Below are 13,177 nucleotides of genomic sequence, written 5' to 3'. Positions count from 1 at the left end.
CCGGCGAACCACCTGCCGCCGGTCGATAACGTGGGGGCGCGCCCGTCCGCTTCACACCCCTCTGACCTGCCCCGACGGCGCCGCCCCCCTGGGTGGGGAGCGGCGCCGTCGGCGTGTGCGCGTGTGCGCGTGTGCGCCGAGGGTGACGGACATGCCCGCCGAGGGTGACGGACATGCCCGCCGACGGTGGCGTGAACCGTCGCCGACGGTGACGGAGATGCCCGCGCTCAGGGGCGCGGCGGGCCCTGGTGGATCCGCGCGAGCTGCGACTCTGCCGTCACCTTCGTCGGGTCCCAGCCGGCCTCGAGCCACCAGGTCGCGCCTGCCGCCTCGAGCGCCCGCGCGTCCTCGGCGGCAGCGTCGAGGTCGGTCGCGAAGTCGCGCTGGACGACGAGCTCGAACGTCCCGGCGCCGGGGTCCCGGTGCGCGGCGACCCAGCCCGCGACCTCGCGCACGTCGTCGGGCGTGAGCGGGTCCAGGCCGCGGTCTCCGCGGAGCTGGACGGTCACGCCGTCCCAGCGCACCGCGCGGCTCATCGACCTCTCGCTCGGGAAGACGCCCACGGGCCACACCGGGATGCGTCCGTTGACGGGCTGGGGTGAGATCGTCATCTCGCCGGTCGAGATGTGCTTCCCGTCGAACGAGAACGCCTCACCGGACCAGGAACGCTCGAGGAACGCGAGGACGTCGTCGAGCAGCTCGGCCCGCTCGCGCAGCGACGTGAGCTGACCGGGGACGGCGCTGAAGCCGGCGTCGTCGAGCACCCCGACGCCCGCCGGCAGGACCAGCCGACCGCCCGAGAGGTGGTCGACCGTCAGCGCCTGGCGCGCGAGCTCCCACGGGCGCCTGCGTGGCAGGGCGAACACGAGTGCTCCCAGCGTCACGCGCTCGGTCTGGACGGCAGCAGCGGCGAGGATGCCCCACGGGTCGTACCCCTCCATGCCGGGCAGGCTGATGCCGTCCCAGGTGAAGTAGCCGTCCCAGCCGTGCTCCTCGGCCTCACGGGCCATCGCGACCAGCTCTGACGCGGAACCGAAGCTCCCGACGAACCCGAACTGCAAGCCCATGACATCCTCCTGCGACTCGTTGGCGGTCCTCCCACGGTAGGTGCGGCCACCCACACGCGCCCCGAGAACGGCGACGGGCGGGCTCCCGGAGGACCGGGAACCCGCCCGCAGCGCCCTGCGAGGGCGAGGATCAGTGCTTGTTCCTGCGCGGGATGAAGTGCACGACCGTCACGACGACCGCACCCGCCACGACGCCGATGATCGCCGAGCCCAGGGTGTCGACGAGCCACACCAGGAACCCGCCCACGGCCGGCACGCCGTGCACGGCGTCCTCGAGGACGTGCAGGAGGTCGTAGGGCCCGTGCCAGCCCAGGTCGTACGTGCCCTGGAGCAGGATGTGGCCACCGACCCACAGCATCGCGACGGTGCCCACGATCGAGATGACGGCCATGACGCGCGGCATCGCCTTGACCAGGCCGTGGCCGAACGACTTGACCCAGCCGGTCTCGCGCCCCGCCAGGTGCAGGCCGATGTCGTCCATCTTCACGATGAGCCCGACGATCCCGTACACGACCGCCGTGATGAGCAGCGCGACGATCACCAGGATGATCGCGCGGGCCCAGAAGCCCTCCGCCGCGACCTCGTTGAGCGCGATGACCATGATCTCCGCGCTGAGGATGAAGTCGGTGCGCACCGCGCTCGACACGACGCTGTCCTCGTCGACGGCCTTCTTGGCCGCGGCGTCGTCTACGGCCTCGCCGTGCTTGCCCGAGACCATCTCCCAGAGCTTCTCGGCGCCCTCGAACGCGAGGTAGGCGCCACCGACCATGAGCAGCGGCGTCAGCAGCCACGGCAGGAACTGGCTCAGCAGCAGGGCCGCGGGGAGGATGAACAGGAGCTTGTTGCGCAGCGAGCCCATCGCGATGCGCTTGATCACGGGCAGCTCGCGCTTCGCGGCCAGCCCGGCGACGTACTGGGGCGTGACCGCGGTGTCGTCGATCACGACGCCGGTCGCCTTGACGCTCGCCCGCCCCGCCGCGGCGCCGATGTCGTCGACGGACGCGGCCGCCAGCTTGGCGAACGCTGCGATGTCGTCCAGGAGGGCTGCGAGTCCAACGGCCATGAGGTCTCCACGAGGCCCGTGTCGCCGCCCACGAGCCCTGAGGTCGGGAATCGACGCGGCTGTAGCGCATCGTAACGACTCGGGCGCCCCGCCGTCGCGGGGCGTCCGCGGGCCGAGGGTGACGTGCATGACCGCCGAGGGTGGCGCCTGCGCCCGCTGAGGGTGACGCACCAGTCCGCCGGGGGTGACGTGTCGGCTGCCCGACGGCGTCGCTCCCGTCGGCCGGTGGTGTCACCTTCGCCTGGGGTCTGGTCACCGCCAGCGACCGGGTCGGTCACCCTCGGCGGTCTCGGACGTCACCGTCGGTGACCAGGTAGTCACCCTCGGCGACTAGGTGGGTCACCGTCGGCGGTCCTGGGCGTCACCCTCGGCGCTCCCCGGGCGACGTGTGACGCGATCGGTCGCACCGCCGTCGGGCAGACGTCCTAGGCTGGTCCCCATGGCTAACCACTACGACGTCGTCGTCCTCGGCGCGGGCCCCGGCGGCTACGTCGCCGCCATCCGCGCGGCCCAGCTCGGCCAGTCCGTCGCGATCATCGAGGAGAAGTACTGGGGCGGTGTGTGCCTCAACGTCGGGTGCATCCCCTCCAAGGCGCTCCTGCGCAACGCGGAGCTCGCCCACCTGTTCACGCACCAGGCCGACTTCTTCGGCATGAGGGGTGACGTGTCGTTCGACTTCGGCAAGGCGTTCGACCGCAGCCGCGACGTCGCCGACGGCCGCGTCAAGGGCGTGCACTTCCTCATGAAGAAGAACAAGATCACCGAGTACGACGGGCGCGGCACGTTCCGCGACGCGAACACGATCGACGTCGCGCTGTCCTCGGGCCAGACCGAGACCGTGACGTTCGCCAACGTCATCATCGCGACCGGTTCGAAGGTCCGCCTGCTCCCGGGCGTCGAGCTGAGCGACAACGTCGTCACGTACGAGAAGCAGATCCTCACGCGCGAGCTGCCGCGCTCGATCGCGATCGTCGGGGCCGGCGCGATCGGCATGGAGTTCGCGTACGTCCTCAAGAACTACGGCGTCGACGTGACCATCATCGAGTTCCTCGACCGTGCGCTGCCCAACGAGGACGTCGAGGTCTCCAAGGAGATCGCCAAGCAGTACAAGAAGCTCGGCGTGAACATCCTGACGTCGACAGCGGTGCAGACCGTCGTCGACAACGGGTCCTCAGTGACCGTGTCCTACAAGGGCGTCAAGGACGACAAGCCCGGCTCGATCGAGGTCGACAAGGTCCTCATGGCCGTGGGCTTCGCGCCCAACGTCGAGGGCTTCGGCCTCGAGAACACGGGCGTGCAGCTCACGGACCGCGGCGCGATCGCGATCGACGACGTCATGCGCACCAACGTCCCGCACATCTACGCGATCGGTGACGTCACCGCGAAGCTCATGCTCGCGCACGTCGCCGAGGCGCAGGGCGTCGTCGCGTCCGAGACCATCGGCGGCGCCGAGACCATGACGCTCGGCGACTACCGCATGATGCCGCGCGCGACGTTCTGCCAGCCGCAGATCGCGAGCTTCGGCCTCACCGAGCAGCAGGCCCGCGACGAGGGCTTCGACGTCAAGGTCTCCAAGTTCCCCTTCACCGCCAACGGCAAGGCGCACGGCCTGGGCGAGCCCACGGGCTTCGTCAAGCTCGTCGCCGACGCCCGCTACGGCGAGCTTCTCGGTGGCCACCTGATCGGCCCCGACGCGTCCGAGCTTCTGCCCGAGCTCACGCTCGCCCAGAAGTGGGATCTCACGGCGTCCGAGCTGGGGCGCAACGTGCACACGCACCCGACGCTGTCGGAGGCCGTGCAGGAGGCGATCCATGGGCTCGCGGGGCACATGATCAACTTCTGACCTGAATGTTCTGGCCGATCGGGGTGGAGCGGTCGGTGAGGGGCCCGGATCTGCGAGTCTTCGCGGGCCCGGGCCCCTTTTTGCGCCCTCATGCGAGTGGGCAGAAAGGGACATCGCGAGCCAGGAGGGGCCGCTCCGACGGGTGCGGAGGGCGTGGGGTCACCCGCGACATCTCCGCCACGCTTCGAGCCGGGGGTTGGTGGGGGATCGTCGGGAGGGGCCCTGCCGGGAGCTGACCCGAGGTTGCGGAGCTTGTCGAGCCAGTCGTTAACGACAGTGGCCCAGGTGGGTGTACCGCAAGGTGCAACACCTTCGGGCGGGCGCGGTGGCGGGGATCACGGGGAGGTCGACAGGCGAAGGTGCAGCCGTCTGGATTCTCACCGGCGGGCATTGTGGCCGGTCAGGACCAGGGTGTGCATCGAGGCGGTGAGGTTGAGTGCGGGCATGACGAGGTCATGGTCGCCATTGCGCGAAATCTCCAACATCGTCCGCAACGACGCTAAGGCTGGCTGGCAGGTAGAGAGTCCATACGGCCGAAACTGAGAACGGAGATCAAGCGGCTGCTCATTGAACACGGTTACCCGGCGGACAAGGACCCGTCTGTGACCGAACGAGCATCCCCAAGGCGGAGCAGATGACCGAGGCTGAGGCTGCATAGCGTAGCGCCACCTTCGTAGGGGTGGTGCGCAGGGGTGGGCACGTCGCGCCCCGACCGAACGTACAAACTGCGGGTTATCAGTGATTATGAGCCCCGGTCCCAGATGATCAACTCCTGATCTGGCCAAACGTCCGCTCAGAGCGGATGCGTTGTGACAGAGGCCCGGACCCGCAAGTTCTCGCCGGTCCGGGCCTCCGATTCACGGGCCCGGGGATGCGCTGAGGCGAAATAACCCTTCTAGGCTCCGACCCGCTCGGCGATAGCAGTTCCATCGACGAACAAGCTCTTGTCGGCGGTCAGATCTACCGTCGAAGCGAGGACGCCGAGCGCAACCAAGTGCTCGCCGATTGCTGTAAGCCCTTCGTCTCGAACCCAGGCGCGACGCGGGTCGGGGACGCCCTCGTCATTCAGGATTCGCTGGTGTTCCATCGGACGAGCTAGGTCCAAGTAGGTGACGACGTCGTCGTAAGAGATCTCACAGGCCTCCGCCAGAGCATTCGCAGAGGTCCACTCGGCCCCCGTGAGTGCCGCGAGGGCCGCCTCAACAGCCGAGAGGTCGGGCGCAGTGGGATCGCTCACGGTAGCGAGCGGACCAACCCAGATCTCAATCGCCTCGTCGATCAAGCGTCGCGAACGCTGTCGGATATTCTCGGGTAGCCAGTCGGTGGACTCAGCGATCTCGGTATTGAGGTGAAGTGTGCTATCGGAGAGAATCCCCTGTTTACGGTCCAAGAACGAGTTCGATAGCTTCTGGTTGAGGCTCGTAAGTGTGCAGTTGCCGATCGTGTCCACTAGCTCCCGGTGGACCTGCTCGACGTCCTTGACGCCCGACTCGCGTAGATACGTGGACCACTGCGCATTGGGCCTTTGCGGCATGAAGTGCTCAAGGGTGAAATTGGCCGAGGTCCAGTCGATGTGGCCGTCCTGGGAGCGGTGTTCTTCTAGTCGTCGCAAAACAAAGTACCGCTGGGTTACTCGCTGAAACGCGGCGAACGTGGCGGTCCCGGCTTTGTCGCGTAGCTCGGCGTCCGTCGGCCAGTACTTTCCCGGCTCCGAGAGGAACCGGTGGAGTGCGTCGGCAACGTTCGGCTTGTCGAACGACGCGACCTGGCCCACTAGCGTCGTGAAGATGCGGTTGAGGTTGTTGGTCGGTGTGCCGACGAGCATTCGTCGCACCAGGAACGACTCGATCAGTGTCAAGCATTGACGGACTTCAGGCTCGCTCAGGTCGCCTGCCGCATGCCGCACCAGTAGGTGGTGGGTCAGTGGCTGGTGAACATTCGAGCTCCACTCGTTCAGTCGACGTAGGGAGTTTGCTAGCCCATCGTCCTTGGGCGCGGTTGCCGCGAGAAAGACTGTCTGACGCTGAAACAGGTCCTTCAGCGTCGCCGTGACTTCTTCCTCGGAGTGTTCGACGTCTTGCAGGATCTGCTGCCAATGCTCGTAAACTGCCTCCGTCTTCACTTGCTCCAGACCGTTCCCGCGGCTCGCCAAGTCGACCCAAAGGAAGCGGCCAAAGCTGCGCCCGAGTGCGGCCTCCATTGGGCGCCAGTATGTTTGATGGGCATCTTCGTGGCTATCTGGAAGCAGCATGAAGAAATGGCTTCGCAGCTTGTCGACTTCGGAGAGTCCGACTCCCGTGCTGTTCAGTGTCTGAAAGATGCGGTGTGGATTGTCGCCTTCGCCCACCTCGATCTTCACCACGAGCAGGCCGTCGAGGATCGCCTGACGGAGCTGGCTCGCGGCAGCGGATCCATGCACATCGAGTAGTCGGCATACCCTCTCGCGCATCCAGGTATAGGCGACATGGATGCGACCGGTTCCTCCGGCCCCGCCATCGATGAGGAGGTCGCGCATTCCTTCGGCGTCAGTGGCCTTGGGTAGGATCTTCAGGCGCCCATCGCTGGCCGCATACTTGTTTCTCAGAATTTGTTCGTCGATCGCTTCCCGAAGGACGGCCGAGGTGGTAGCGTCGCGCAGTGCAGCGAGTAGAACCACGATTGTCGTCAACCGCTGCTGGCCGTCAATGACGTCCCACCTCTTCGGCTGTTCGTCCGAAGAGACGGACAAATCCGCCTGTGCATTTATCACCAGGCTACCGAGGAAGTAAGGGCTAAGCGAGTTTCCATTTACGAGGGCGTCGAACTGACGCTCCACGGGCCTCCAAAGAGCGTTCCATTGTCCGGTCGACCACGCGTAGTCGCGCTGGTAGGCCGGGACTACGTACTGCTTCGTGCCTTCGAGGATCTCTCGCAGCTTGCTCTCGGTGCCTTTAATCGTTCGCTCCTTGCTTGTGCCGTTGTCGACGCAAGCTTCACCGGGGTGGGGCGGTGCGTCAAGGGGAAAGCGGGTGAATCGGAAGCAAGGTGCAGGGGCTACCACCATGATGAACCGCGCCCAGCTGTCTCCAGCCCATCGGTCACCTTGAAGAGACTTGAGAATCCTGCACGCGCGACGCCGGACCCCACCTTCTGCGCGACGGTGCGCTCCGCCGTCGAGAACCCGGGGCCGCGCCCGCGACTACGACGGCGCCGCAGCGCAGGAACTCACGCGATCCCGAACTCCCGCCGCAGCATCTCCCCGACCATCCCAGGCACGTCGACCTCCCCGGGGTGCAGCGCGTCGTAGACCTGGAGTCCTTCCCAGGTGGAGATGACGAGCGCGGCGCGTTCCTCGGGCGACGCCCCGGCGTCGTCCAGCACGCCACGTGAACGTTGCGTCCGGATCATCCCGCCGATGACCCCGACGAGGACCTGGTGCCGCTGCTGGAGCACCGGCCGCGCGGGGTGTCCTTCGGTCCCGGCCTCGGCCGAGAGGGTCGAGAGGAGCTGGACCAACCCGGGTGCTTCCCGGTTGCGTTCGGCGGTGCCGACGAACCCGTCGACGAGGTCCTCGGCGGTGAACTCTGTGGGCATCTCGGGTGGTGCGTGCTGCGCGTCGTGCCATGCGATGACGGCCAGGAGCAGCGCGGTCTTGTTGCCGAAGTGGTGCAGGAGGGTCGAGTGGTCGATCCCGGCCTCGCGGGCGATGCCGCGCAGGGAGGCGCCGTAGAACCCCTTCTGGGCGAAGGCTTCTGCTGCGCGGGCGACGATCGACTGCTTGGTCGCCCGCCCGGTGGCGTACCCGTCGGGTCGCCCGGTCGTGGCTGCTTGTTGCGTGGTCACGGTGCATCCCCTCCGAGGTCAGAGGCTACCCCCTCGCCTAATTCCACCAACTGGTGGACGTTGGGCTATCCTTGCGGCGTGCTCACTCCTGACGCCCGACGACGTGCCCGTAGCGAGATGACCCTCACCGAGAAGGCCTCGCTCACCTCAGGCGCGAACTTCTGGAACACCAAGCCGGTCGACCGGCTCGGCGTTCCCTCGATCATGCTCACCGACGGCCCGCACGGCCTGCGCAAGCAGGGTGGGGCGGCCGACCACCTCGGCCTCAACGCGAGCATCCCCGCCACGTGCTTCCCGACCGCCGCGACCCTCGCCAACTCCTGGGACCCGACACTGGTCGAGCGGGTGGGCGAGGCGCTCGGCACCGAGGCCGCTGCCGAGAACGTCAGCGTCCTGCTGGGCCCCGGCCTCAACATCAAGCGCAACCCGCTCGCGGGCCGCAACTTCGAGTACTTCTCCGAGGACCCGCTCCTCGCGGGCCGGCTCGCCGCAGCGCAGATCCGCGGCATCCAGTCCCGCGGCGTGGGCGCGAGCGCCAAGCACTTCGCGGTGAACAGCCAGGAGACGCACCGGATGACGATGGATGAGGTCGTCGACGAGCGCGCGCTCCACGAGACCTACCTCGAGGCGTTCCGCATCGCGGTCACCGAGGGTCGGCCCTGGACCGTCATGAGCTCGTACAACAAGGTCAACGGGACCTACGCGAACGAGCACCGCGAGCTCCTGGAGGAGATCCTGCGGGGGCGGTGGGGCTTCGACGGCCTCGTCGTGACCGACTGGGGCGGCAACAACGACCGCGTCGCGGGCCTCGTCGCGGGCAACGCGCTCGAGATGCCGTCGACCGACGGGGCGACCGACGCGGAGGTCGTGCGCGCGGTCGAGGAGGGGCGCCTCGACGAGGCGGTCCTCGACGCCCGCGTCGACGAGCTGCTCACGCTGATCGCGCGTACGGAGCGCGCCCGCACGGCCGCGACCCCGCCCGACGGCGCCGCGCTCACCGCCCGCACGCCCGACGGCGCCGCACCGGTCGACCTCGACGCCCACCACGCGCTCGCGGTCGAGGCCGCACGGCGCTCGGTCGTCCTGCTGCGCAACGCGCGCGGCACCTTGCCGCTCGGGTCGCACTCGGGCCGCGTCGCCGTGATCGGTGACTTCGCAGCCGACCCCCGGTACCAGGGGGCGGGCAGCTCGCTGGTCAACCCGACCCGGCTGGACGTGCCGCTCGACGCGCTGCGCGACAGCGGCCTGGACGTCGTGGGCTACGAGCAGGGCTTTGCCCGCCGCGACGGGGGCCGGGGCGCGTGGGACTCGCCGTCGTCGGTGCGACGCCGGCGCAAGGCTGTCCGCCTCGCCGAGCGCGCCGACGTCGTGCTGCTGTTCCTCGGCCTGGACGAGTCCGCCGAGGCCGAGGGCGTCGACCGGACGCACATGCGCCTCGCGCGCAACCAGCTCGCCCTGACCCGCGAGCTGACCGCGCTCGGCGTGCCGGTCGTCGTCGTGCTGGCCGGTGGCGCGCCCGTCGAGCTGCCGTTCGCCGAGCACGTCGACGCGATCGTGCACGGCTACCTCGGCGGCCAGGGCGGTGGCCAGGCGATCGCCGACGTGCTGACCGGGAAGGTCGACCCGGCCGGACGCCTCGCCGAGACGTATCCGCTGCGCTACACGGACGTGCCGTCGTCGGCGACGTTCGGGCGGACCGAGGCGACGTCCGAGCACCGCGAGAGCATCTACGTCGGCTACCGCCACGCCGACAAGGTCGGCCTGCCGGTCCGCTACCCGTTCGGGCACGGCCTGAGCTACACGACGTTCGAGCACAGCGCCCTCGCCGCGGACCGCACGAGCGTCCAGGTCACGGTCACCAACACCGGCGACCGCACCGGGACCGAGACCGTGCAGGTCTACGTCGAGGCGCCGCGCGCCGCCGAGGGCGAGTTCCGCGCCCCCCGCGAGCTCGCCGGGTTCGCGAAGGTCACCCTGGCACCGGGGGAGAGCGCGAGCGTGACCGTCGACCTCGCCGAGCACGCGTTCGACGCCTACGACACGGGCGCCCACGAGTGGCGCACCGTGCCCGGCACCTACACCGTGCAGGTCGGCGCGTCGTCGCGCGACCTGCGGCTGTCCGCGCCCGTCGTGGTCGACGGCGAGCCGTGGGCCCCCGACACCACGGGCCTCCCGCACTACCGCAGCGGCCAGGTGGACCGCGTCCCCGACGACGAGTTCGCCGCGCTCCTGGGACGGACGCCCCCGGCCGCCGACTGGCCCGCCGGGCGCCCGCTCACGCGCGCCGACATCATCGCCCAGGCGCGCGGTCGTGGCGGCGTGGGGGGAGGGCTGGTCCGGCTCATCGACGTCGCCGGACGACTGCTCATGCTGCTGGGGCGTCCCCACGCGGCGAACAACACCCGTTTCGTCCTCGACCTGCCCTTCCGGTCGGTGTCGCGGATGAGCGCAGGCAAGGTCGACGACGCGATGCTCGACGCCTTCCTGCTGATGGTCAACGGCCGGTTCTGGCGCGGTGCACGCCGCCTGGTCCCGGCATGGCGTGCCCACGCGATGGCCGCGCGGGCTCCGAAGAAGGACTGAGAAGGAATGGCGACACGCACAGAGATCAAGCGGGACGCCGTCGCGCGCGCACAGGCGCTGCGCGCGACAAGGCGGGCCCGACGCGCCGAGCTGAAGGCGATGGCGCCGCAGGAGCGCAGGGCGGCCAAGGCGGCCGACAGGCGTGCGGCCCGTCAGGCGCGCAAGGCCGCCAAGGCGGAGCGCAAGGAGGCCCGCGCCGGGATGACCCGGGCCGAGCGCCGTGAGGACAGGCGGCGCGCGCGCATCGAGCGCAAGGTCGAGCACCGGCCGCGCCGCGCGGTGGGCTGGGGCGTCACGGCCGTGGCCGTGATCGCGATCGGGGGACTGGTCGCACCGTTCGCGAGCGCGTTCGGTCGCCTCATGACCATCGAGTACGACTCGTCGACGGAGGCGGGCGTGGCCGCCCGCGAGAACGCCGCCCAGGTCTCGGAGGACATCTCCGACGAGGGGATCGTCCTGCTGAAGAACCAGGACGATCTCCTGCCGCTGGCGGAGGACGCCCTCAACGTCTTCAGCTTCGCGTCCTTCAACCTCATCCTCGGGGGCGGCGGGTCGGGCGGCAGCAACCAGTCGCAGTCCGTGACCTTCTACGACGCCCTCGCCGAGCAGGGCGTCACGGTCAACCCTGACCTCAAGGCGACGATGGAGGAGGCCGGCGCCAAGACCAGCACGGGCGGCGGCAACGGTCTCCTGCAGATCGCGAGCTCGATGCTCAAGCCTGCCGAGGGCGAGCCCGCCCCGGACTACCTCACCGACGACGTCATGGCCCAGGCCGCGGAGTTCTCCGGCACCGCGCTGGTGGTCATCGGGAACGACGGCGTCGAGGGCTCGGACATGAGCGCCGAGCAGCTGCGCCTGACCGACGAGCAGCGCGCGCTGTTCGACCGTGTCACGGCGTCGTTCGACGACGTCGTGGTGGTCGTGAACTCGGGCAACCAGATGGAGCTCGGCTTCCTCGACGAGTACCCGCAGATCAGGTCCGCGGTGTGGATCGGCACGCCGGGCCCGCGCGGCGCGGTCTCGCTCGCCAAGGTGCTGACGGGCGACGTGAACCCGTCCGGCCGCCTGACCGACACCTACGCGTACGACGTGACGAGCGCCCCGGCGATCGCCAACGTCGGCGACTTCGACTATGCCAACGTCAAGCGCTCCCACCTCGACTACGAAGAGGGCATCTACGTCGGCTACCGCTACTACGAGACGCGCTACGCGGGCGACGAGGCGGGCTACGCGCAGGCCGTCCAGTTCCCGTTCGGCCACGGCCTGAGCTACACCACGTTCGCGCACGAGGCCGCGGTGCCGCGCGTCGAGGGCGACACGATCAGCGTCGACGTCACGGTGACCAACACGGGCGGCACGGCGGGCAAGGACGTCGTGCAGGTCTACTTCTCGGCCCCCTGGACGCCGGGCGGCATCGAGAAGTCCGCGATCGAGCTCGCGGGCTACGACAAGACGGCGATGCTCCAGCCGGGGGATTCCGAGACCGTGACCGTCACGTTCGACGTGCGCGACATGGCCTCCTGGGACACCGAGGGCCACGGCGCGTACCTGCTCGAGGCCGGGACCTACCAGGTCTCGGTGCGCACCGACGTCCACACCCCGGTCGCGCAGTTCGACCACGTGGTGGCCGAGGACGTCGTCTACGCCACGGACGCCGACACGGGGGCCGAGCTCACGAACCGCTTCGACTACGTCGAGGGCGACCTGACGTACCTCTCGCGCGCCGACTGGGAGGGCACGTACCCGCGGGCGCCCGAGGCCGGGGCCACGGCCTCCGACGAGCTGCTCGCGCGCATGGACCCGCAGATCGAGCCGGCAGAGGGCCAGACGCCGACCTACGGCGCCGACAACGGCCTCGTCCTGGCCGACCTCGCGGGCCTCGACCACGACGACCCGCAGTGGGAGGAGTTCCTCGACCAGCTCACGCTCGACGAGCAGATCGACCTCTTCGCCAAGGGCGCGTACCGCACGCACGCGGTCGACCGCCTCGGCATCCCCGCCATGGATCTGCTCGACGGGCCCGCCGGGCTGAACTCCCTGTTCAGCTCGCTCGAGGCGGCCGCCTACCCGACCCAGATCGTCGTGGCCTCGACCTGGAACGACGACCTCGCCCGTGCGCTGGGCGAGTCGGTGGGTACCGAGGCGAACGCCTACGGCATCGAGGGCTGGTACGCCCCGGGCATGAACCTGCACCGCACGGCCCTGGGCGGGCGCGACTTCGAGTACTTCTCGGAGGACCCGCACCTGTCGGGCATGATGTCGGCCGCGATGGTCTCGGGCGCCGAGAGCAAGGGCGTGCTGACCTTCATGAAGCACTTCGCGCTCAACGAGCAGGAGGTCAACGCCCGCACGGGCGTGAACGTCTTCGTCGACGAGCAGGCGCTGCGCGAGCTGTACCTCAAGCCCTTCGAGATCACGGTCAAGGAGGCCGACCCGACCGGTGCCATGAGCTCGTTCATCAACATGGGCGGCGTGTGGGCCGGCGGCAACGAGCAGCTCCTGCAGGACGTGCTCCGCGGCGAGTGGGGCTTCCAGGGCGTCGTCTCGACCGACGCGGTGCTGGGGGCCTGGATGGATCCCGGCCTCGCGGCCCGCTACGGCAACGACCTCATGCTCGCGATGCTCCCGGGCTCCGACAAGGCCACGAAGGCCGCGGTCGACGAGGACCCCGTAGGCGTGGGGAACGCGTTGCGTGACCGCGTCCACACGGTCCTGTACACCACGCTGCGGACCACGCTCTTCGAGTGATCCGGGCCTGGCCCGCACGTGCCCGACGCCGGAGCGCACCTTCCCCCGTGA

At 69.2% G+C, this 13,177-nt stretch carries 8 protein-coding genes; 4 read left to right on the top strand and 4 right to left on the bottom strand.

Translation table 11 applies throughout. From position 1 onward, the window contains the following. Window positions 1-227 precede the first annotated feature (227 nt). Complete coding sequence (locus ACFRCR_RS10890; protein ID WP_377677466.1) at window positions 228-1,067, bottom strand: LLM class flavin-dependent oxidoreductase; 840 nt, start codon at window positions 1,065-1,067, stop codon at window positions 228-230. 130 nt (window positions 1,068-1,197) lie between these two features. After that, window positions 1,198-2,130, bottom strand: a complete 933-nt coding sequence (locus ACFRCR_RS10885) for a DUF808 domain-containing protein (RefSeq protein ID WP_377677465.1) — start codon at window positions 2,128-2,130, stop codon at window positions 1,198-1,200. Between the two features lie 439 nt (window positions 2,131-2,569). Between ACFRCR_RS10885 and lpdA the strand changes: the two genes are divergently transcribed. Together lpdA and ACFRCR_RS10875 are read left to right on the top strand one after the other, a co-directional pair. Further along, entirely contained in the window at window positions 2,570-3,973 is a 1,404-nt protein-coding gene (lpdA, locus tag ACFRCR_RS10880) for a dihydrolipoyl dehydrogenase (protein WP_377677464.1), read from the top strand. Between the two features lie 509 nt (window positions 3,974-4,482). Next, a complete protein-coding gene (locus ACFRCR_RS10875; protein WP_377677468.1) occupies window positions 4,483-4,611 on the top strand; it encodes a type I restriction enzyme endonuclease domain-containing protein in 129 nt (42 codons plus the stop codon). A gap of 257 nt (window positions 4,612-4,868) precedes the next feature. Here the strand turns inward: ACFRCR_RS10875 and ACFRCR_RS10870 are convergent, their stop codons facing one another. After that, entirely contained in the window at window positions 4,869-7,016 is a 2,148-nt protein-coding gene (locus ACFRCR_RS10870; RefSeq protein ID WP_377677462.1) for a DUF262 domain-containing protein, read from the bottom strand. A 161-nt stretch (window positions 7,017-7,177) separates the two neighbouring features. Beyond that, window positions 7,178-7,795, bottom strand: coding sequence for a TetR/AcrR family transcriptional regulator (locus ACFRCR_RS10865; RefSeq protein ID WP_377677460.1), 618 nt, complete (start codon window positions 7,793-7,795; stop codon window positions 7,178-7,180). A gap of 78 nt (window positions 7,796-7,873) precedes the next feature. Between ACFRCR_RS10865 and ACFRCR_RS10860 the strand changes: the two genes are divergently transcribed. Continuing rightward, window positions 7,874-10,378, top strand: a complete 2,505-nt coding sequence (locus ACFRCR_RS10860) for a glycoside hydrolase family 3 C-terminal domain-containing protein (protein ID WP_377677458.1) — start codon at window positions 7,874-7,876, stop codon at window positions 10,376-10,378. 6 nt (window positions 10,379-10,384) lie between these two features. Then, window positions 10,385-13,126 carry a glycoside hydrolase family 3 C-terminal domain-containing protein gene (locus tag ACFRCR_RS10855; protein ID WP_377677457.1) on the top strand — a complete coding sequence of 914 codons (2,742 nt, stop codon included), beginning with the start codon at window positions 10,385-10,387 and terminating at the stop codon, window positions 13,124-13,126. The last annotated feature ends 51 nt before the right edge of the window (window positions 13,127-13,177 follow it).

This window comes from Oerskovia sp. NPDC056781 (assembly GCF_042789955.1).
GTDB lineage: Bacteria > Actinomycetota > Actinomycetes > Actinomycetales > Cellulomonadaceae > Oerskovia > Oerskovia rustica.
The sequence above is the reverse complement of the archived record's forward strand: the minus strand, read 5'-3'. Positions and strand labels throughout refer to the sequence as shown.